The sequence below is a fragment of the Streptomyces sp. NPDC043870 genome, assembly GCF_056435785.1.
The window spans coordinates 57,807-78,571 of the sequence record NZ_JBWKDT010000023.1 but is presented as its reverse complement, the minus strand read 5'-3'; the positions used below and the strand labels follow the sequence as shown (position 1 = coordinate 78,571).

Sequence of the window (20,765 nt, the reverse complement as noted above, 5' to 3'; positions counted from 1 at the left end):
CAAGTTCCCACAACCCCCCCCCTTGTTCCTCGCCTTGTCACCACCAGACTTGGGGCGGGGTTTGGCGAGGCAACCCCCGGGGGCCCCCCCCCCCCCGGCACCCCCCCCCCCCCCCCCCCCCCGCCCCCCCCGGGACTCCTTCGTTCCGGTTACGGGACGACGTCGCGCGGCGGCTTGCCGTCCAGGTGGTCGATGACGTTCTGGACGGCCGCGAGGGCGATGCGGACCAGGGTTTCGCGGGTGACGCCGCCGACGTGGGGGGAGAGGACCACGTTCGGGGCCTTGAGGAGGCGGAGGGCGGCGGTCGGGGGTTCGGGGTCGAAGACGTCGATGCCCGCTCCCGCCAGGGAGCCGGAGGCCAGTGCGTCGGCGAGGGCGTCCTGGTCGATGAGCGCCCCGCGGGCCGTGTTGACGACGAAGGCCGTGGGCTTGAGGAGGGCGAGCCGTCCGGCGTCCAGGAGGTGGCGGGTCTCGTTGGTCAGGGGGGCGTGGAGGGTGACGTAGTCGGAGGCGCGCAGGAGGTCGTCGAGAGGGACGTGGCGGGCGCCGCCGAGCCGGGCCTCGGTCTCCGGCGGGACGCGGCGCCGGCCGGCGTAGAGGATGTGCATGTCGAACGCGACGGCGCGGCGGGCGACTTCCTCGCCGATGCTGCCCAGGCCGACGATGCCGAGGGTCTTGCCGGACAACTCGGTGAGGGACTGCTGGAGGCGCGGCAGGGCCCAGTCGGCGTCGACGAGGGCGGTGTGGGCGGGGATCAGCTGCTTGGCGAGGGCGAGCATGAGGGCGAAGGTCTGCTCGGCGACGTTCTGCTTCTCCGCGCCGCTGGAGCCGATGTTGCAGACGGGGACGGAGCGGGCGCGGGCGGCGTCCAGGTCGACGTAGTCGTAGCCGTGGCTCGCGCACTGGACCATCTCCAGGGCGGGGGCGGCGGCGATGTGACCGGCGGTCACCGGCCCGAGGCCGGTGATGATGACGTGCGCCTCGCGCAGGGCGGCCGGGTCCTCGTCCGTCGCCTCGACGACCGTGACGTGGGCGCCGGGAAACAGACCGGCGAGGGCGGCCCCGGCCGTACGGCCTCCGACGTGGGGCGAGATGACCGCCAGGATGTTCTTCGCGGGGCTCATGCGCATTCCTTGATGAGGTCGTCGGCGGTCGGTGAACCCGGGCCCGCGTGACCCGAGAGCGCGAGCGTGAGGTCGAACTCGGCGAGCAGACAGCGGATGACGTGGTCGACGCCCGCCTGTCCGTCGAGGCCGAGGCCGTACGCGTACGGGCGGCCCAGGAGCACCGCGCGGGCGCCGAGCGCCAGGGCCTTGAAGACATCGTCGCCGGTGCGTACGCCGCTGTCGAAGAGGACGGTGAGCCGGTCGCCCGCCGCCTCGACGACGCGCGGCAGGGCGTCGGCCGCGGCGACGGAGCCGGCGACCTGGCGGCCGCCGTGGTTCGAGACGACGACGCCGTCCATGCCGGCGTCGGCGGCCCGGCGGGCGTCGTCCGGGTGCAGGATGCCCTTGAGGACGATCGGCCCGTCCCAGTGCTCGCGCAGGAAGGCCAGGTCGGGCCAGGTCTTGGCGGGGTCGGCGAACATCCCGACGAAGTGCATCACGGCCGCGTTCGGATCCTCGTGCACGGGCTTGGCGAGTCCCGCCCGGAAGGCCGGGTCGCTGAAGTAGTTGGCCGTGCCGACCCCGTGCAGGAACGGCAGATAGGCCTGGTCGAGATCGCGGGGCCGCCAGGCCAGCAGCGGGGTGTCGAGGGTGACGATCAGTGCCGTGAAGCCGGCCGCCTTCGCTCTCGCGAGGAAGCTGGCCGTCACGTCGCGGTCCTTCGCCCAGTACAGCTGGAACCACCTCTCCGCGTCGCCCATCGCCTCCGCGACCTGCTCCATCGGCGTGCTGGACGCCGAGGACAGGATGTACGGGACGCCGTGGGCCGCGGCCGCGCGCGCGGCGGCGCACTCCGCGTCCGGATGCATGATCGACAGCACGCCGATGGGCGCGAGGGCGAGCGGTGCCGGGAGCGGGCGCCCGAGCACGTCCACGGACAGATCACGTTCGTGCACGTCACGCAGCATGCGCGGCACGATCCGCCACTGGTCGAGCGCGGCCCGGTTGGCGCGCGTGGTGCTGCCGTTGCCCGCGCTGCCCGCCACATAGCCGACCGGGCCCGGGCCGAGCCGGTGCTCGGCGAGCTCCTCCAGCCGGGTCAGATCGGTGGGCAGCCGGGGCACGGCGCCCGTCATGCCGTTCAGATAGATCTCGTACTGGAAGTCCGCCCAGTGCGTCGCCATCCGTACATTCCGCCTCTCGTCGCTGAGACTGCGCTGCTGTACGAGCCGATCATGGCGATGGCCGGCACTTCCGTCCATGGTCGTGCGGCGGGGGGGGGGGGGGGGGGGGGGGGGGGGGGGGGGGGGGGGGGGGGGGGGGGGGGGGGGGGGGGGGGGGGGGGGGGAGGGGGCGGGGGGTGGATTCGTGGGTGGCGGGGGGCGGGGGGGGGGCCCCCCCCCCCCCCCCCCCTGCCGAAGCGCCTCAGGACGCCTGCGCCCTGTCGTACAGCGCCTTCGCCTCATTGCCGAAGTACGGTCCGAACATGCGGTTGGGCAGGAAGACGTAGCCGAAGCTGTTCACCGAGACCTGCAGGCCGGTGCCGGTCGCCTCGCTGAAGCCGGTGAACCAGGGGCCCCCGCTGGAGCCGCCCGTCATGTTGCAGCCGAGGCTGTGGTCCTGCGTGAACAGCCAGTCCTTGGAGCTGTTCCCGCTGCAGTAGATCAGCTTCGTGCCGTCGTACGGGGACGCGGCCGGGAAGCCGAAGGCGTACATCTGCTTGTTGTAGCCGCCGTTGAACTGGATGCCCTGCCCGCCGGTGACCGACGTCAGCTTCTGGCCGTTCAGCGGGGCGACGACCGCCGCGCCGATGTCGTTGTTGATGTCCTCGCTCGCCTCCCACTGCGGGGTGGTGAGGGTCTTGGACGCGGTCCACTGGCCGTACGGGGCCTGGCCGTTGTTGTACGCGGGCACGAAGACCCAGTTGGTGTGCCAGCTGCCCTGGTACTTGACGCAGTGCCCGGCCGTGATGACCGTGCTGGCGTTCTGGCTGGTCACGGCGTTGCCGGAACAGGACGCCGTGCGGCCCTGGAAGGTGAAGAACACCCGGCCCGAGGTCTTCACGACCGCACCGGCGCCGGTCCAGGGGCCGCCCGCCTGCGGGAAGGCGGTGGGCGCGACGGTCGTGGTCTCGGCGGCGGGCTTCGGGGCCCTGAGGGTCTTCGCCGCGCTCGGGGTCAGCAGCAGATCGAGCGGGGTGGCCCCGCGCATCCGCTCGGCGGTCCAGAAGGCGCGGGCCTGGTGCTGTTCCGCGGCCGAGGCGGTGCGAGCGGGGACCGGGGTGGCGGCACTGGCCGCGCCGGCGGCGGACAGTCCGCCCGTGAGCAGTGCGCCGACGGCTAACAGAATGCCCGCGGCTGTGCGATGGCGTCTCACGCATGTCTCCTTCTGCCGTGCCCGGGCCGGGTGGCGCCGGGCAGGGTGGGGGATGAGAACGGTGCGGATCGGCGTGCGTGAGGCAGCGTGCCACGAAGACGCGGGTTCTGTCAGGGGCGCGTCAAGGGTTTCATGCGAGCGCCTTGGCGAAGCAGCGGCTGTTCTCGTAGTCCCGGTAGTGGCCGAACTTGGCGCACTGCGCGTAGCCGCTGGACGTGTACAGCGCGATCGCCTCGGGCTGGGCGGTGCCGGTCTCCAGCACCATCCGGCGCCGGCCGGCCGCGCGCGCGTCCTCTTCCAGCGCCGCGAGGATGCGCCGGGCGAGACCGAGACCCCGGGCCTCGGGGACGACGTACATCCGCTTGAGCTCGGCGTCGCCGTCCGCGTATCCCTCCTCGTTCTCGTCCTGTGAGCGCCAGCCGCCGGTGGCGACCGGGCGGCCCAGCGGGTCGTACGCGAGCAGATACAGTCCGCGGGGCGGGACGAACATCGAGGCGTCGAGCGGTGTGGCGTCGCCCTCGTCGCCGTAGCGCGCGGCGTATTCGAGCTGCACCTGGTCGTTGAGCTTGACGGCGTCGGGGTGGTCGAAAAGAGTCGGCCGGATATCCATGCGAAGCATCGTACAACTATGCGCATTGGTGTCTCTCGGATATTGTGCCGGGATGCTCACTGTGACCACCGTCAACGTCAACGGTCTGCGCGCCGCCGCGAAGAAGGGCTTCGTGGAGTGGCTGGCGGAGACCTCGGCCGATGTCCTGTGCCTGCAGGAGGTACGGGCCGAGGCGCACCAGCTCCCGGAAGAGGTGCGGGACCCCGAGGGCTGGCACGTGGTCCACGTCCCCGCCGCCGCCAAGGGGCGCGCGGGCGTCTCCGTCTACTCGCGGCGCGAGCCGGACGCGGTACGGACCGGCTTCGGCAGTGAGGAGTTCGCCGGGAGCGGCCGGTACGTCGAGATCGACCTGCCCGGCGTCACGGTGGCCAGCCTCTACCTCCCCTCGGGCGAGGTGGGCACCGAGCGGCAGGACGAGAAGACGCGGTTCATGGACGAGTTCCTGCCGTATCTCAAGGGCCTGAAGGAGCGGGCGGCGGCCGACGGGCGCGACGTCCTGGTCTGCGGCGACTGGAACATCGCCCACCAGGAGGCCGACCTCAGGAACTGGAAGGGCAACAAGAAGAACTCCGGCTTTCTCCCGGAGGAGCGCGAGTGGCTCGGCCGCGTCTACGCCGACGGCGGGACCGGGGCCGGGTACGTCGACGTCGTACGCGCGATGCATCCCGACCAGGAGGGGCCGTACTCCTGGTGGTCGTACCGTGGCCGGGCCTTCGACAACGACACGGGCTGGCGCATCGACCTGCTCGTCGCGACGCCCCGCCTTGCCGGGAAGTGCGTGAAGGCGTATGTGGAGCGGGCGGCGAGCCACGGCGAGCGGTGGAGCGACCATGCGCCGGTGACCGCGGTCTTCGAGGTGTAGCGGCCCCGCCGTTCGCCGCGGGCGGTCCGCTGCCTGCCGTCCGCTGACCGCGGTACGCTGCCCGCCGTTCGCAGTCCGGCGGTTCGCAGTCCGGCGGTTCGCAGTCCGGCGGTTCGCAGTCCGGCGGTTCGCAGTCCGGCGGTTCGCAGGTTGGCTGTTTCGGTACGTGACCTGCAGGGCGGTGTCCGGCAGGCTCAGGGGCCGTGCGAATTCGCCGAGTTCTTCGCGTACGTACGCTCAGGGCCGCGCTCGTCGGAGGGCTGACGCTCTGCCTTCTGGCGGTGGCGCCCGCCCCTCCGCCGGGCGGCAGAGCCCCGGACCTCCTCGTCACCGACCAGGCGTCCAAGCGCATCCTGCTGCTCGACGGGGCGCGCCGGACCTGGGATCCACAGACTGATCCGTCCGTCGTCAAGTGGGCGTTCTCGCCGCTCGGGGATCCCCGGTACGCCGACATGGCGCCGGCCAGGAGCTGGGTGTACCCGGACGAGGCGAAGGTGCGCGTCTTCCGGGGACGGACCTACGTACTCACCACGGCGTCGTTCGGCTTCGCCGCGGTCGTCGAGTATCCGTCCGGCAGGCGTTACTGGGGCGACACGCTCTCGCCCGGCACCATCGAGCACAATCCGCACAGCATCGAGCTGCTGCCCGACGGCAATGTGGCCGTCGCCGGCAGCACGGGTGACGTGGTCAGGCTCTACGCGGCCTCGCAGGGCCCGGTCGGTGTGCCGTTCGCCTCGTACACGCTGGACGACGCGCACGGGCTTCAGTGGGACGCGCGGCGCAAGGTGCTGTGGGCACTCGGCGGGGACCGGCTGGTGGCGCTGAAGCCGGGCGGCACGGCCGCGGAGCCGACGCTCACCAAGAGCTTCGAGGTGCCGCTGCCCGGCCCGCACGGGCACGATCTGCTGCAGGTCGCGGGACGGCCCGACCGGCTCTGGGTGACCACCGGCTCGGCCGTCCACCAGTACTCCAAGAGCCGAAGGGCGTTCATGCAGGACTTCGCGGGCGCCGCGAAGATCAGCCGAGCGGATGTGAAGGCGGTCGGGAACGACCCTGTGACCGGGCAGGTCGCTTCCACCGTGCCCGAGAGCGGGCTCGAAGAGACCTGGTGGACGCGGAACGTGACGGTCCACCGGCCGGACGGGACGTACCGGCTGGTCAACGGCGGCATCTACAAGGCGCGTTGGTGGCTGCCCGCCCCTTGATCCGGGCTTCGCCCCGGACCCCCAGTCCTCGATCGCCGGACCGCCCCAAGGAGTGCCCCGGCCTGTGGCCTGCCTCAGGGTTCGCGCAGTCGCCGGTCCAGCGCCATCGACAGCTCCGCCTCCACCACGCTCTTGGCGAGGGGGCGGAGCCGGGTGACGTCCTCGTCCCCGGCGGCATGGGTGCGCAGCAGGTCGGTGAACAGGGCGGCCAGCGCGTCGGCGTGGGCCCGTACCTCGCGGCCCGCCGCCAGTACGGCCGCAAGCGGCACGCCTTCCTTCACCAGCGCGGACGAGACGTCCAGCAGCCGGCGGCTGATGTGGACGATCTCGTCGCCGTCGGTGGCCAGATAGCCGAGATCGAGCGCGGCCATGAGGTTCTCCGCGGTGACCTCGCCCTCGAAGTAGTCGGCGAGCTCCGCCGGTGTGAGGCGGACCGGCGTCTCCTCGGTCGGCTCGCCGAGGCCCAGCACCTCGCCGACGTCCCGGCCGCTCTCGATGGCGGTGGCGAGGTCGGCGATGACGCTCAAGGTGTGGCCGCGCTCCAGGAGGGCCGCGATGGTGCGCAGCCGGGCCAGGTGCTGGTCGCTGTACCAGGCGATACGGCCTTCCCTGCGGGGTGGCGGAATCAGCCCGCGCTCGCGGTAGAAGCGCAGGGTGCGCACCGTGATGCCGGCCTCCTTGGCCAGCTCCTCCATGCGGTACTCGCGGGTTTCGCGAGCCTTGCGCTGCTCGTCCGTCACGTCCGTCACGTCCGCAAGCCTATGTTGTACCGCCGGTAACTTGTTTGGTTCGGCATCTACCGCTGGGTATCGAGAAGCTCTACTCTCCCCATCATGCCAGTGATTGCTGGCACGGTTCGGCGGAGTCAGCAGGAGTCTGCGGGAGGCGGCGGCATGGGCCAGCACGAGCACGTACGGGTGGCGGTGATCGGATCCGGATTCGGTGGCCTCGGTGCCGCGGTCCGGCTGCGCCGCGAAGGGATCACCGACTTCGTCGTCCTGGAGCGGGCGGACTCGGCCGGCGGGACCTGGCGGGACAACAGCTATCCCGGATGCGCCTGCGACGTACCGTCCCACCTCTACTCGTTCTCGTTCGCGCCCAACCCCGACTGGCCGCGCACCTTCTCCGGGCAGGAGCACATCCGCGCCTATCTGGAGCATGTCACCGACACCTTCCGGCTCCGCCCGCACATCCGCTTCAACCACGAAGTGACGATGATGCGCTGGGACGGCGACGAGCTGCGCTGGGAGATCGAGACCTCGGCCGGGGCCCTGACGGCGGACGTCGTGGTGTCGGCCACCGGGCCGCTCTCCGAGCCGAAGATCCCCGAGATCCCCGGGCTCGCCGACTTCCCCGGCAAGGTCTTCCACTCGGCCCGCTGGGACCATGACTACGACCTGCGCGGAAAGCGCGTCGCGATGATCGGGACCGGCGCGTCCGCGATCCAGATCGTGCCGGCGATCCAGCCGGAGGCCGGGAAGCTGACGCTGTTCCAGCGCACCCCGCCATGGGTGATGCCGCGTATGGACCGGCGGATCAGCGGAGTCGAGCGCTGGCTGCACCGACAGCTGCCGTTCACCGGGACCGCGCGCCGGGGGCTGCTCTGGGGCATCAGGGAGTTGCAGGTCAGCGCGTTCACCAAGCGGCCGAACGAGCTGGGTCTGATCGAGTCGCTCGCCAAGGCCAACATGGCCAAGGCCGTCAAGGACCCGGCGCTGCGGGCGAAGCTGACACCCTCGTACCGCATCGGCTGCAAGCGGATCCTGCTGTCGAGCGAGTACTACCCGGCGATCACCAAACCCAATGTGGACGTCGTCGCGTCCGGACTGACGGAGATCCGCGGGTCGACGGTCGTCGCCGCCGACGGCACGGAGACAGAGGTCGACGCGATCATCTTCGGGACCGGCTTCCATGTCACCGACCTGCCGATCGCCGAGCGGGTGGTCGGCGCCGACGGGAACACCCTCGCCGAGGCGTGGAAGGGTGGCATGGAGTCGTTGCGCGGCGCCACCGCCGCCGGATTCCCCAACTGGATGACGATCATCGGCCCCAACACCGGCCTCGGGAACAGCTCGATGATCCTGATGATCGAGTCCCAGCTGAACTACATGGCCGACTACATGCGGCAGATCGACGTCCTCGGAGGCCGGGTGGCGCTCGGCGCGCGACCGTCCGCCGTCGGCGCGTGGAACCGGCGGGTGCAGGAACGCATGAAGCGCACCGTCTGGAACACGGGCGGCTGCACCAGCTGGTACCTGGACGCGAGCGGCCGCAACACCACCATCTGGCCGGGAACGACAGGGGAGTTCCGGCGCGAGACGCGAGAGGTGGACCTCGCGGAGTACGAGGTGATCCGCCCGCCCCGTACCCATGCGGCCGCGGCCGGGTCCACCGAGTCCGCCGGGTCCACCGGGTCCGTCGCCGTGACCGTGGGGGAGGAGAGCGCGTGAGCCGCCTGATGAAGAGGACCGGCGCTGCCCCCGCCCCGCCCGTCGCCGAGCACGAACTGACCGCCGTCTCCGCCGACGGCTCCCGTATCCATGTGGAGCTGCACGGCCCCGAGGGCGCGCCGGCCGTCGTCCTCGCCCACGGCTGGACCTGCTCCACCCACTTCTGGGCGGCGCAGATACGGGACCTGGCCGCCGGTCATCGCGTGATCGTGTACGACCAGCGCGGACACGGGCGTACCCCGGCCGTCGCGAAGGGCGGTCACAGCACCCGCGCCCTCGCCGACGATCTGGAGGCGGTGCTCGCCGCCTCGCTCGAACCCGGCACGAAGGCCGTGCTGGCCGGGCACTCCATGGGCGGGATGACGCTCATGGCAGCCGCCGGACGGCCGAAGTTCGAGGAGCACGCGGCCGCCGCGCTGCTGTGCAGCACCGGCAGCTCGGATCTCGTCGCCGAGTCGCTGGTGGTGCCGATGCGGCCGGGGCGTGCGCGCACCCGGATCACCCGTGCGATCCTCGGCTCGCGCGCCCCGCTCGGTCCGGTCACTCCGGTCTCCAAGCGGATCCTGAGGTACGGGACGATGGGGCCGGGCTCGGCTCCGGAGCGGATCGCCGAGTGCGCGCGCATCGTGCACGCGTGCCCGCGCCCGACCCGGGTGGCCTGGGCGCACGTCCTTGCCGAGCTCGATCTCGACGCGGGCGTACGGGAGTTGACGGTGCCCACGGCCGTCGTCGCGGGCACCGCCGACCGGCTCACCCCGATCGTCCACGCCCGCGGGCTCGCGGCCGCGCTGCCGGAATGCGTGGGCCTCGTCGAACTCGCGGGAATGGGACACATGACCCCGGTGGAAGCCCCGGAGGCGGTCACCGCGCAGATCCGTACGCTGGTGGACGCTTACGTGAAGAAGGAGCCGATCGTGAGCGACGCACGCGCGGCCGCCGGGCCGCGGACGGCGACGATGCCCGCACCTCTGCGCCTGGGGGCACCTCCCGCGCCGCAGGCTGCGGGGGAGGGCGGAGACGGGGGCACCCCCAGGCCGAAGGCTCTGGGCGAGAACAATGAGGGGGACGCATGAGCAAGGTCAGTCTCGAAGGACAGGTCGCCGTCGTCACGGGAGCGGCGCGCGGTGTCGGTGAGCTGCTGGCCCGCAAACTGTCCGCGCGCGGAGCCAAGGTCGCGCTCGTGGGTCTGGAGCCGGACGAGCTGAAGGCGGTCGCCGGGCGGCTGCACACCGACTGCGACCACTGGCACGCCGATGTCACCGACCACGAGGCGATGGCGCGCGTCGCCCAGGAGGTCAAGGAGCGCTTCGGCAAGGTCGATATCGTCGTCGCCAACGCGGGTGTGGCGTCCGGCGGTCCGTTCGTGGACTCCGATCCGGAGGCCTGGCGGCGGGTCATCGAGGTCAATCTGATCGGCAGCGCGGTCACGTGCCGCGCGTTCCTGCCGGTACTGATGGAGAGCCGGGGCTACTTCCTGCAGATTGCCTCGCTCGCCGCGATCACCCCGGCCCCGATGATGACGGCGTACTGCGCCTCCAAGTCGGGCGTGGAGGCCTTCGCGCACAGTCTGCGGGCCGAGGTCGCGTACAAGGGCGTCAGGGTCGGGGTCGGCTATCTGTCCTGGACCGACACGGACATGGTGCGCGGCGCGGACCAGGACGAGGTGATGCGGGAACTGCGGCAGCGGCTGCCGTGGCCGTCGAACCGTACGTATCCGCTCGGCCCCGCCGTAGACCGGATCGTCGCCGGGATCGAGCGGCGCAAGGCGCATGTGTACGCGCAGTGGTGGCTCGGCGGGATGCAGTCGCTGCGCGGCTATCTGCCAGGTCTGATCGCGGCCGTCGGGCAGCGCGAGATGCGGCGCTTCGAGCCGCGGCTGGCCGGGGTCGGCAAGGGACTGGTGGGCGCCGGAGGCGCCGCTGACGAGCAGGAACGCGGCGGGCGTACGGAGCGTTACTGATCGAAATGCGAGCAATGTCCCTGCATGCCAGGCTGGTCGAGGCCCAGGGGGCCGGCAAGGCCCTCTCACCTCGAACACCCTTCTAGGAGTGAACCAGATGGGCATCCAGGACCAGTTCAAGGACAAGTCGCAGCAGCTCAAGGAGCAGTCGCGGCAGAAGCCGGGCAACGCCAAGGAAGAGGCGTCGCAGCGTTCCCAGAAGAAGCGCCCGCAGCAGCAGCGTCCGCAGCAGGAGCGCGGCCGGGAGCAGTCGAACGACGAGGCGCGCCGGCTTCAGCAGGAGGCCCAGGACCGCTTCGACCAGGACTACGACGCCTGACGTCAGCGGCCGGCGAAGGGGCGCACCCTGTGCACGGGGTGCGCCCCTTTTCGCTGTTGCCATCCGCCCGCCTGCGTGCGGGGTCAGGTGCGCGGCGGCAGTTTCGGGCGGCGCAGGTCCGGGACGTCCGCGTACCCGGGAGGCGTTGCCGCGGGGTGCTGTTCGAGCCGGTCGAGGGCGACTTGGACCGCGGTCTCCAGATCGGTGCGCCTGCCCTCGGCCCAGTCGAGCGGGGGGCGTTCCGCGAAGATGTCGGGCGCCACCCCGTGGTTCTCCACCGACCAGCCGTACGCGTCGAACCACGCCGCGTTCATCGGCACCGTGATCACCGTGCCGTCCCCGAGACGGTGCCGGCCGGTCATCCCGACCACCCCGCCCCAGGTGCGCTGACCCACCACGGGGCCGAGACCCAGCAGCCGGAACGCCGCAGTGATCATGTCGCCGTCCGACGACGTCGCCTCGTCCGCGAGCGCGACGACCGGTCCGCGCGGTGCGTTCGAGGTGTACGAGACGGGCTGGGCGTTGCGCGTCAGGTCCCAGCCCAGAATCGGGCGGATCAGCTTCTCGATGACCAGCTCGCTGATGTGGCCGCCCGCGTTGCCGCGTACGTCCACGATCAGGGCCGGCCGGGACATCTCCATCCGCAGGTCCCGGTTGAACTGTGCCCAGCCGGAACCGCCCATGTCCGGGATGTGGAGATAGCCGCACTTGCCGCCGCTGATCTCCCGTACGACGGCACGGCGTTTGGCGACCCAGTCCTGGTAGCGCAGCGGACGCTCGTCCACCAGCGGCACGATCGCGACCCGCCGGGCGTGGCCCTCGCCCTCGGCCAGCTGGAAGGTCAGCTCCACGGTCGTCCCGCCCGCCGCCGACAGCAGCGGATACGGCCCGGTCACCATGTCGACGGGCCGCCCGTCGACATGGGTCAGCACGGCCCCCTCGCGGATCCCCGTACCGGCCAGCGGGGAGCGTGCCTTGGAGTCCGAGGAGTCACCGGGCAGGATCCGCTTGACGACCCAGCCCTCCTCCCGGCGTACGAAGTTGGTGCCGAGCAGGCCCATCGCCCGCTGGTAGTGGGGCGGTCCCTCGTTGCGGCGCGCGGGGGTGACGTAGGCGTGCGAGGTGCCCAGCTCGCCCAGCACCTCGCGGAGCAGATCGGCGAACTCGTCGGGCGAGGCGACGCGTTCGACCAGCGGGCGGTACAGGTCCAGCACCGAGTCCCAGTCGATGCCGCACATCTGCGGCTCCCAGAAGTACGCGCGGATGAGACGGCCCGCCTCGTCGAACGCACCACGCCACTCCGCCGCCGGATCCACCTCGTGCAGAATCCGGCGCAGATCGATATAGACGGTCGAGTCGCTGTCGCCGGTCTCGGTCGCGGGCAGCGCGCGCAGCTCGCCGTCGTCGACGACCACCAGCCGCGAGCCGTCCCCGCTCACCGCGAACCAGTCGAGATGCTGGACGAGTTCGGTCTTGCGGGCCTTGGTGATGTCGAAGTGCTCCAGGGTCGGCCGGGGCGAAGGATCGGCCGGGTTCGCGAACGTCTCGCCCAGCGCGCCCGAGATGGGCCAGCGCAGCCAGACCAGACCGCCGCCGCTGACCGGATGGAGCGCGGAGTACTTGGACGCGGACACCGGGAACGGAGTGACCCGGTTCTCCAGGCCCTCCACCTCCACCGTGGCCGCGCCCTCCACGGTGTCGGCCTCTGCCGGATCGAAACCTCCGGCCGCCGGCCGCCCGTCCGGCAGCAGCGCGAACGGCGACGGGGTCGCCGACGACAGCGGCACCAGATACGGCCGGCAGCCCAGCGGGAACGACAGGTCCCCGGTGTGCACGTCGTAGACCGGGTCGAAGCCGCGCCAGGACAGGAAGGCCAGATAGCGCCCGTCGCGGGTGAAGACCGGATTCTCGTCCTCGAAGCGGCCGTTGGTGACGTCGACGACCGTACGGGGGCCGGAACCGTCTATCCGGGCCATCTTGATCTGTCGCAGAGAACGTCCGATGCCCGGGTGCGACCAGGTCAGCCAGTTCCCGAGGGGGGAGAAGGCGAGATCGCGCACCGGCCCGTTGTCGGACCTGACCAGCTCGATGACCTCCGCGGGGGGCTCCTCCGCACCCTCGGCGGCAGCCGTCTCTGCCATCTCTGTCGTCTCTTCGGACATGTCGATCAGCAGCAGCCGCCCGTCGTGCGAGGCGATCGCGAGGCGCTGCCCGGCCGGGTCCGCCTTGAGCTCCAGCACCCGTCCGAGCTCCCCGGAGGCCAGCCGGCGCGGCGCACGGTCACCGCTCGCCCGGGGCAGGTACGCGATCTCGATCGCGTCCTCGCCGTCCGCGTCCGTGACGTACGCGACCTGACCGCCGCTGCCGAGCATCTCCGGCAGCCGCACCCGCACGCCGGGGGTGTCGGCGATGGTCCGCGCCGGGCCGTCGCGGTGCGTGAGCCAGTACAGGCTCCCGCGTACGGAGACGGCGCTGGCCCGGCCCGTCGTGTCGACGGAGAGGCCGTCGACGTGGTTGGCGGCCGGGACCTGGTAGTGACGCCGTCCGGCGCGCGGGCCGCCGAGCCGTATCTCCAGCTTCCGCGGCTCCGCGTCCGCCGCCAGGTCGTCGACGATCCACAGGTCGCCGGCGCACTGGTAGACGACCCGGCGGCCGTCGCTGGAGGCGTGCCGGGCGTAGAAGGCGTCGTGGTCGGTGTGGCGGCGCAGGTCCGTGCCGTCGGGCAGGCAGGAGTAGAGATTCCCGACGCCTTCGTGGTCGGAGAGGAACGCGATGCGGCTGCCCACGAACATGCAGCAGTCCAGATGGCCCCCGATGTCGGGCAGCAAGCGCTCCCCGAGCAGATACAGCCGCCCCATCGCCCCGCCCCGGTACCGCTTCCACGAGGCCGGCTCGTGCGGCGGCTTCCCGGTGAGCAGGAGGGTGCTGTGCTTGCCGCCGACATCGGCGACCGCGATGTCGGCGACGGGTCCCCACGGGAGGCGTTTGCCGGGGTCGCCGTCGGTGGGCACCTTGTAGGCCCAGGAGAAGTACGAGAACGGCTGGCCGTGCGAGGAGACGGCGAGGATGTTGCCGTCCGGGTCCCAGCCGCACACCCGGGTGTCGGTGGACCCCCAGTAGCTGAGCCGCCGTCCGGGGCCGCCGTCGACCGGCACCAGATGGATTTCGGGATCGAGGCTGCGCCAGGTCGTGTAGGCGATATGGCGTCCGTCGGGCGAGAAGCGGGGGTGGCCGACCCGGGTGCGGTCGACGGTCACCCGCCAGGCGCGGCCCGGTGTGTGGCCCTCGGGGACGAGGGGCGCGACCCACAGGTCGTCCTCGGCCGCGAAGCACAGCAAGTCGTCGTGCAGATGCGGAAAACGGAGGTATGCGAGGTCTTCACTCACCTTCCAATGCTTTCCGCGCCGGAGGGGTGCGGCAACTTGTGGGGCGACTTGTGGACGGGTTCTGTGGCCCAGGACACGTACGAAACGGTTTCGTTTCGCTGGGCCCGGGGGTATCTTCGTGCTGTACGAAACCGTTTCGTTCGGGAGGAGGCAGGTATGGCAGCGGCACGCAGCAGGCTCACGCCGGAGCGCGAGGCCGAGCTGTACGACGCCGTGCTCGACCTCCTGCGTGAGGTCGGCTACGACGCCCTCACCATGGACGCCGTCGCGGCCCGTACCCGCTCCAGCAAGGCCACCCTCTACCGCCAGTGGGGGGGCAAGCCGGAGTTGGTCGCCAGGGCGATGCGGCACAGCGCACCGGTCGACGTCTCGGCCATCGACACCGGCAGTCTGCGCGGCGACTTCCACGAGATGGTGGCGCGCTCGGACGACTGCCAGATGGAGCGGGACACCGCGCTGATGCGGGGCCTCGCCCGAGCAGTCCATGAGAACGAAGATCTGCTGAAGGCACTGCGTGAACTGTTCATCGAACCCGAGATGACCGGACTCGACGCGATGCTGCAGCGGGCGATCGACCGCGGTGAGCTCGCCGCGGACAATCCCGCGCTGAAGTACCTCTCGCACATGCTGGTCGGCGCCTTCCTCGCCCACCCGCTGATCCAGGATCAGCCCATGAACCAGGGCTTCCTGGGCGAATACCTCGACGCCGTGGTGCTCCCCGCGCTGGGCGTCCGATGACCTCGGACCGCAACCGCGGCCGCGAGGCCGGGGGCTGACCCCCGGAGCGGCAACACCAGGACACGACGGTCTCCCCGCCGTCGGCGTTCGAGCCCCCGGCCCGTCGTCACGGCCGGGAGCCCGGGGATCGTCTCCCGGAAAGCACAGCTCAAGCCCCACCTGACGCGCACCGCTCACGTCGTCGGGCTGGTCATGCCTGCCCTCTTGTTGTCCCAACGACCTGACCGGGAGTCCGTACTCGTGGCCACGTTCCTGTACAAACTCGGGCGGTTCGCCTTCAGGCGCCGCCGACTTGTCGCCCTGATCTGGGTGGCGCTGTTCGCGATCGCCGGTTTCGGCGCGGCCTCCGCGCCCACCGCCACGTCCAGCTCGTTCTCCATGCCGGGGACGGAGGCCCAGAAGGCCTTCGACCTCCTTGAGGAGCGCTTCCCCGGCATGAACGCCGACGGCGCCACCGCGCGGGTCGTCTTCAAGGCTCCCGACGGCGGGAAGATGACCGACCCGGCCAACAAGGCCCAGGTCAAGAAGGTCGTCGCCGACCTCAGGTCCGGCTCGGACGAGGTCGCCTCGGTCGTCGACCCGTACCAGGCCAAGGCGGTCAGCCGGGACGGCACCGTCGCCTACACCCAGGTCTCGTACAAGGTCAGCGGCATGGAGCTGACCGAGAAGACCCGGGAGGCGCTCACCGGAGCGGGCGAGAAGGCGAAGGCCGCCGGGCTGACCGTCGAGATCGGCGGTGACGCGCTGCAGGCCGCACCCGAGACCGGTGCCTCCGAGGTCATCGGTGTCGCCATCGCCGCCGTCGTGCTGCTGATCACCTTCGGTTCGCTCGTCGCGGCCGGGCTGCCGCTGCTCACCGCCATCATCGGTGTCGGTATCGGTGTCTCCACCATCACCGCCCTCGCGAACGTGCTCGACCTCGGCTCCACCACCGCCACGCTCGCGACGATGATCGGCCTCGCGGTCGGCATCGACTACGCGCTGTTCATCGTCTCCCGCTACCGCGCCGAACTGGCCGAGGGCCGGGAGCGAGAGGAAGCCGCGGGACGGGCCGTCGGCACCGCGGGCTCGGCCGTCGTCTTCGCCGGACTGACCGTCGTCATCGCCCTCGTCGGCCTCGCCGTCGTCAACATCCCGATGCTCAGCAAGATGGGGTTCGCCGCCGCCGGTACGGTCGCGATCGCCGTCCTCATCGCGCTCACCCTGATACCGGCGCTGCTCGGCTTCGCCGGCAAGCAGGTCCTCGGCCGCAAGGTCCGCAAGAACAAGGCCGTCAGCAGCGACAAGCCCAACATGGGCACCCGCTGGGCGAGGTTCGTGCTGCGCCGCCCGGTCGCCGTGCTGCTGCTCGGCGTCCTCGGCCTCGGCGCTGTCGCCGTCCCCGCCGGGTCGCTGGAGATGGGTCTGCCGGACGACGGCTCCCAGCCCACCAGCACCACCCAGCGCAAGGCGTACGACTTGCTGTCCGACGGGTTCGGGCCCGGCTTCAACGGCCCGCTGCTCGTCGTCGTCGACGGCGGCAAGGCCGCGGCGGACCGCACCGCCAAGGACATCCGGAAGCTCGACGGCGTCGTGGCCGTCACCCCCGCCACGTACAACAAGGCGGGTGACACGGCGATGATCACCGTCATCCCGAAGGAGCGGCCCAGCTCCACCGGGACCGAGAAGCTCGTCCACACCATCCGGGACACCAGCGGCGACAATGTCCACGTCACCGGCGCCACCGCGATGAACATCGACTTCTCGCAGCGGATGAACGACGCGCTGCTGCCCTACCTGGCGCTCGTCGTCGGCCTCGCGTTCCTGCTGCTGATGGTCGTCTTCCGGTCCGTCCTCGTCCCGCTCAAGGCGGCGCTCGGCTTCCTGCTCTCGGTGGTCGCCGCTCTCGGCGCGGTCGTCGCGGTCTTCCAGTGGGGCTGGCTCGGCTCGCTCTTCGGCGTCGAGCAGACCGGCCCGATCATGTCGATGATGCCGATCTTCATGGTGGGTGTCGTCTTCGGTCTGGCCATGGACTACGAGGTCTTCCTGGTCACGCGGATGCGTGAGGCGTATGTCCACGGGGAGCGGCCGGGCCAGGCGATCGTGACCGGCTTCCGGCACGGCGCCCGCGTGGTCACCGCCGCCGCGGTGATCATGATCGCGGTCTTCGCGGGCTTCATCGGGTCGAGCGAGCAGATGGTGAAGATGATCGGCTTCGGCCTCGCGATCGCCGTCTTCTTCGACGCCTTCGTGGTCCGCATGGCGATCGTGCCGGCGGTGCTGGCGCTGCTCGGGCGGCGGGCCTGGTGGCTGCCGCGCTGGCTGGACCGGGCGCTGCCGAGCGTGGACGTGGAGGGTGAGCAGCTGCGGAAGAACGACGCGGCGGCCGCCGGCTCCGACGACGAGCGCGAGCTGGTGCGCGTCTGATCACCCGGACCCGTCGAGGGTCCCCGTCGGGGTGGCCGTGTCCGTCACGTGGTGGCGGGCGCGGCCGCTTCCGCGTAACAGCGGCGCAGGAAGCGCACGAGGCGGCGGGTGTCGAACTGGATCACCGCGACACCTTCCGGCGAGTGGAACTCGACCACCACCTGGGCACGGCCGCACGGCCAGACCGCGACATCGCCGCGGCGCGCGGGGGCGCGCAGACCGGTCTCCAGCAGCTCGCGCGGGAAGCTCCATTCGATACCGCTCGGGAAGACGAAGCGGACCTTGGCGGGGTCCCGCTCGGGTTCGTAGCGGAGGGCGACGTGCACCGACCGGTACTGCGGGGCGTCGTTGACGATCCGGGCCTTCACACGCTCTTCGACAGAGGGGCTCTCGACAGCGGGGGACATCGATCGGCTCCTCACATTTGGTGCTGTTTGTCCTCTAATGTCGCATATTTTCGAGCGAGAGGCCCAGGCGGGGCGCTCGCTCCTGACGTTCGGGCGCTCTTGCAAAGAGTTCGCAACAGGGCGCATCATCGGACGGTTGACCAGCCAGGCCCATCGGCCTGACCCCGAAAAGCGGAGCCCGCCATGCATGTCCCCGACGGATTCATCAACCTGCCAGTCTCCGCCGCGGCGGGAGTCGTGGCGGCCGGTGCCGTCGCCGTCTGCCTGCGCGGCGCCCGTCGTGAGCTCGGCGGGACCGCCGCCCCTGCCCTGGGCCATGGGGGAGAGCGGACCGCACCACTGGCCGGACTTGTCGCCGCCTTCATCTTCGCCGTGCAGATGCTCAACTTCCCGGTCGCGGCCGGTACGAGCGGTCATCTGCTGGGCGGCGCACTGGCGGCCATCCTCGTCGGGCCCTGTACGGGTGTGCTGTGCGTCGCCGTCGTCCTGCTGCTCCAGGGCATCCTCTTCGCGGACGGCGGCCTCACCGCGCTCGGCGTCAACATCACGGTGATGGGCGTGATCACCGTCGTCGTCGCGTACGCGCTCTTCCGAGGCCTCGTCAAGGTCCTGCCGCGCGGCCGCCGCTCGGTGACCGCCGCCTCCTTCGTCGCGGCCCTGGTCTCCGTACCCGCCGCGGCCGCCGCCTTCACCCTGATCTACGCGATCGGCGGCACCACGGACGTACCGATCGGCAAGGTCCTCAGCGCGATGGTCGGCGTACACGTCCTGATCGGTATCGGCGAGGCCGTGATCACGATGCTGACGATCGGTGCCGTCATCGCCGTGCGCCCCGACCTCGTGTACGGCGCGCGCGGGCTCTCCACGCCGCTCCAGCTGCGCGTCGGCGGCAACCTGGTGGATGCCGAGCCGGCTGCCGCGCCCGCCCACGACGCCCGGTCCCCGCGTCCCCTCTGGATCGCGGGCCTGGTGACCTCCCTGGTGCTGGCCGGCTTCGTCTCCTTCTACGCCTCCGCCAGCCCCGACGGCCTGGAGAAGGTCGCCGCGGACAAGGGCATCGACGAGAACGTCGAGGACCACGCGGCGGCCGGCTCCCCGCTCGCAGACTACGGCGTCAAGGACGTCGAGAACGCGCGGGTCTCCGGCGGTCTGGCCGGTGTGATCGGCGTAGGCGCGACCGTCGCGGTCGGCAGCGGCGTCTTCTGGGCGGTCAAGCGCCGCCGTCGGGACGAGCCGATGGCCGAGGCTACGAAGGAAACCGTCTGAGATGGGTGCGGGCCACGCTCACAAGCTCTACCGGCACGGGCACTCGCCGGTGCACGCCCTGCCGCCGCACTGCAAGATCGCCGCGGCGCTGGGCTTCGTCCTGGTCGTGGTCTCCACCCCGCGCGAGGCGGTCTGGGCCTTCGGCCTGTACGCCGTGCTGCTGGGCGTGGTCACCGCGGTGGCCCGTGTCCCGGCGGGCTTTCTGCTCCGCCGGCTGCTGATCGAGATCCCGTTCGTCGCCTTCGCGCTGCTCATGCCCTTCGTGGTGCCGGGCGAGCGGACCGAGTGGCTCGGGATCTCCCTCTCCGTCCCCGGACTGTGGGGCGCCTGGAACATCCTCGCCAAGGGGACGCTGGGCGTCGCCGCTTCCGTACTGCTCGCCTCGACCACCGAGCTGCGCTCCCTGCTGCTCGGTCTGCAGCGTCTCAAACTGCCCCCGCTGATGGTGCAGATCGCGTCCTTCATGATCCGCTACGGCGATGTGATCACCGACGAGCTGCGGCGCATGTCCATCGCCCGCCGCTCGCGCGGCTTCGAGGCGCGCGGCGTCCGCCACTGGGGCGTGCTCGCCAAGTCCGCGGGCGCGCTCTTCATCCGTTCCTACGAGCGCGGTGAGCGGGTGCATCTGGCCATGGTCAGCCGCGGCTACGCGGGGACCATGCCGGTGATCGACGAGGTGACCGCGTCCCGCGCGCAGTGGGCGTACGCCGGCATGCTCCCGCTCTCGGCACTCGCCGTCTGTCTGCTTGGCTGGACCCTATGACCTCGCTCCCCGCGGCCGCCGTCCCGCCGTCCCTCGAAGTACGCGGCCTCGCGTACGCCTACCCCGACGGCCACCAGGCCCTCTTCGGTGTCGATCTGACCGTCGCGCGCGGTGAGCGGGTCGCCCTGCTCGGGCCGAACGGGGCCGGCAAGACGACCCTCGTCCTCCACCTCAACGGCATCCTCACGGGCGGCGCCGGCTCGGTCACCGTCGCCGGGCTGCCCGTCGGCAAGCAGCACACGGCGGAGATCCGCCGCAAGGTCGGCATCGTCTTCCAGGACCCCGACGACCAGCTGTTCATGCCGACCGTGCGCGAGGACGTCGCCTTCGGCCCGGCGGCGGCCGGGATGCGCGGCGCGGAGCTGGAGGAGCGGGTACGCGAGGCGCTCGACCAGGTCGGCATGGCCGAGTACCTCGAACGCCCGCCGCACCACCTCTCCTTCGGTCAGCGCCGCCGCGTCGCGGTCGCGACCGTCCTCGCGATGGAGCCGGAGATCCTGGTCCTCGACGAGCCCTCGTCCAATCTCGACCCCGCCTCGCGCCGCGAACTCGCCGACATCCTGCGGTCGTTGGACGTCACCGTGCTGATGGTCACGCACGATCTGCCGTACGCGCTGGAGCTGTGCCCGCGCTCGGTGATCCTCAGCGAGGGCGTGATCGCGGCCGACGGCCGTACCCAGGACCTGCTCGGCGACGCGGAGCTGATGGGTGCGCACCGGCTGGAGCTGCCGTTCGGCTTCGATCCGCGTGCAGTGACCATGGGTGCCTGAGTGCGACGACGCCCGCATCGCTGCTGCTGGACGACCAGCTGTGCTTCGCGCCGTGCGCGGCGCGGCGCGCGGTCACGGCGGCGTACCGTCCGCTCCCCGACGAGCCCGGCCTCAGCTGTCCGCAGTGTCTGCCCGTACGCG

18 protein-coding genes and 1 pseudogene are annotated in these 20,765 nt (G+C 71.3%); 12 read left to right on the top strand and 7 right to left on the bottom strand.

Features of this window, described 5'->3' with window-relative positions; all coding sequences use genetic code 11:
* Nucleotides 1-149: 149 nt before the first annotated feature.
* The 4 genes from AC0699_RS25430 to AC0699_RS25415 all read right to left on the bottom strand — a co-directional run bounded on the left by AC0699_RS25430 (nt 150) and on the right by AC0699_RS25415 (nt 4,092).
* The gene (locus tag AC0699_RS25430; RefSeq protein ID WP_478664296.1) at nt 150-1,124 is read right to left on the bottom strand and encodes a 2-hydroxyacid dehydrogenase; all 975 of its coding nucleotides are present in this window, start codon (nt 1,122-1,124) and stop codon (nt 150-152) included.
* Nucleotides 1,121-2,290 carry a lactate 2-monooxygenase gene (locus AC0699_RS25425; protein WP_478664294.1) on the bottom strand — a complete coding sequence of 390 codons (1,170 nt, stop codon included), beginning with the start codon at nt 2,288-2,290 and terminating at the stop codon, nt 1,121-1,123. The genes AC0699_RS25430 and AC0699_RS25425 overlap by 4 nt, the downstream gene beginning before the upstream one ends.
* 241 nt (nt 2,291-2,531) lie before the next feature.
* Nucleotides 2,532-3,482: a trypsin-like serine peptidase gene (locus AC0699_RS25420; RefSeq protein WP_478664292.1), complete on the bottom strand. Its 951-nt coding sequence runs from the start codon at nt 3,480-3,482 to the stop codon at nt 2,532-2,534.
* 130 nt (nt 3,483-3,612) lie between these two features.
* Nucleotides 3,613-4,092 (bottom strand): GNAT family N-acetyltransferase, encoded by a 480-nt coding sequence (locus tag AC0699_RS25415; RefSeq protein WP_478664291.1) that lies wholly within the window; start codon nt 4,090-4,092, stop codon nt 3,613-3,615.
* Between the two features lie 52 nt (nt 4,093-4,144).
* Here AC0699_RS25415 and AC0699_RS25410 point away from each other — a divergent pair, with 52 nt between their 5' ends.
* Both AC0699_RS25410 and AC0699_RS25405 read left to right on the top strand, forming a co-directional pair.
* Nucleotides 4,145-4,954, top strand: coding sequence for an exodeoxyribonuclease III (locus tag AC0699_RS25410; RefSeq protein WP_478664289.1), 810 nt, complete (start codon nt 4,145-4,147; stop codon nt 4,952-4,954).
* A 203-nt stretch (nt 4,955-5,157) separates the two neighbouring features.
* Complete coding sequence (locus AC0699_RS25405) at nt 5,158-6,159, top strand: DUF6528 family protein (protein ID WP_478664287.1); 1,002 nt, start codon at nt 5,158-5,160, stop codon at nt 6,157-6,159.
* Nucleotides 6,160-6,233: 74 nt separating this feature from the next.
* Here the strand turns inward: AC0699_RS25405 and AC0699_RS25400 are convergent, their stop codons facing one another.
* On the bottom strand, nt 6,234-6,854 hold the full coding sequence (locus AC0699_RS25400) for a MerR family transcriptional regulator (protein WP_478664427.1): 621 nt from the start codon (nt 6,852-6,854) through the stop codon (nt 6,234-6,236).
* Nucleotides 6,855-7,052: 198 nt separating this feature from the next.
* Between AC0699_RS25400 and AC0699_RS25395 the strand changes: the two genes are divergently transcribed.
* The 4 genes from AC0699_RS25395 to AC0699_RS25380 all read left to right on the top strand — a co-directional run bounded on the left by AC0699_RS25395 (nt 7,053) and on the right by AC0699_RS25380 (nt 10,888).
* A complete protein-coding gene (locus tag AC0699_RS25395) occupies nt 7,053-8,609 on the top strand; it encodes a flavin-containing monooxygenase (protein WP_478664284.1) in 1,557 nt (518 codons plus the stop codon).
* Nucleotides 8,606-9,682: an alpha/beta fold hydrolase gene (locus AC0699_RS25390; protein WP_478664281.1), complete on the top strand. Its 1,077-nt coding sequence runs from the start codon at nt 8,606-8,608 to the stop codon at nt 9,680-9,682. The genes AC0699_RS25395 and AC0699_RS25390 overlap by 4 nt, the downstream gene beginning before the upstream one ends.
* A complete protein-coding gene (locus AC0699_RS25385; RefSeq protein ID WP_478664279.1) occupies nt 9,679-10,569 on the top strand; it encodes an SDR family oxidoreductase in 891 nt (296 codons plus the stop codon). Before AC0699_RS25390 ends, AC0699_RS25385 begins: the two co-directional genes overlap by 4 nt.
* A gap of 97 nt (nt 10,570-10,666) precedes the next feature.
* A complete protein-coding gene (locus AC0699_RS25380) occupies nt 10,667-10,888 on the top strand; it encodes a hypothetical protein (RefSeq protein ID WP_453660858.1) in 222 nt (73 codons plus the stop codon).
* Between the two features lie 83 nt (nt 10,889-10,971).
* Here AC0699_RS25380 and AC0699_RS25375 read toward each other — a convergent pair whose 3' ends face one another.
* On the bottom strand, nt 10,972-14,274 hold the full coding sequence (locus AC0699_RS25375) for a S41 family peptidase (protein WP_478664278.1): 3,303 nt from the start codon (nt 14,272-14,274) through the stop codon (nt 10,972-10,974).
* Between the two features lie 156 nt (nt 14,275-14,430).
* Here AC0699_RS25375 and AC0699_RS25370 point away from each other — a divergent pair, with 156 nt between their 5' ends.
* Together AC0699_RS25370 and AC0699_RS25365 are read left to right on the top strand one after the other, a co-directional pair.
* On the top strand, nt 14,431-15,012 hold the full coding sequence (locus tag AC0699_RS25370; RefSeq protein ID WP_478664276.1) for a TetR/AcrR family transcriptional regulator: 582 nt from the start codon (nt 14,431-14,433) through the stop codon (nt 15,010-15,012).
* A gap of 240 nt (nt 15,013-15,252) precedes the next feature.
* The gene (locus tag AC0699_RS25365) at nt 15,253-17,418 is read left to right on the top strand and encodes an MMPL family transporter (RefSeq protein WP_478664274.1); all 2,166 of its coding nucleotides are present in this window, start codon (nt 15,253-15,255) and stop codon (nt 17,416-17,418) included.
* A gap of 44 nt (nt 17,419-17,462) precedes the next feature.
* On the opposite strand, the gene AC0699_RS25360 is transcribed toward AC0699_RS25365, so the two are convergent.
* Nucleotides 17,463-17,825: an SsgA family sporulation/cell division regulator gene (locus AC0699_RS25360; RefSeq protein WP_469767206.1), complete on the bottom strand. Its 363-nt coding sequence runs from the start codon at nt 17,823-17,825 to the stop codon at nt 17,463-17,465.
* Nucleotides 17,826-18,008: 183 nt separating this feature from the next.
* On the opposite strand from AC0699_RS25360, the gene AC0699_RS25355 reads away from it, so the two are divergent.
* The 4 genes and pseudogenes from AC0699_RS25355 to AC0699_RS25340 all read left to right on the top strand — a co-directional run.
* Nucleotides 18,009-19,091: an energy-coupling factor ABC transporter permease gene (locus AC0699_RS25355; protein ID WP_478664269.1), complete on the top strand. Its 1,083-nt coding sequence runs from the start codon at nt 18,009-18,011 to the stop codon at nt 19,089-19,091.
* Nucleotide 19,092: 1 nt separating this feature from the next.
* On the top strand, nt 19,093-19,854 hold the full coding sequence (gene cbiQ / locus AC0699_RS25350; protein WP_478664266.1) for a cobalt ECF transporter T component CbiQ: 762 nt from the start codon (nt 19,093-19,095) through the stop codon (nt 19,852-19,854).
* A complete protein-coding gene (locus AC0699_RS25345) occupies nt 19,851-20,624 on the top strand; it encodes an energy-coupling factor ABC transporter ATP-binding protein (RefSeq protein ID WP_478664264.1) in 774 nt (257 codons plus the stop codon). Before cbiQ ends, AC0699_RS25345 begins: the two co-directional genes overlap by 4 nt.
* Nucleotides 20,621-20,755 (top strand): annotated as a pseudogene (locus AC0699_RS25340) (MarR family winged helix-turn-helix transcriptional regulator); the annotation flags it as partial. The gene AC0699_RS25345 and the pseudogene AC0699_RS25340, both read left to right, overlap by 4 nt.
* Nucleotides 20,756-20,765 lie beyond the last annotated feature (10 nt).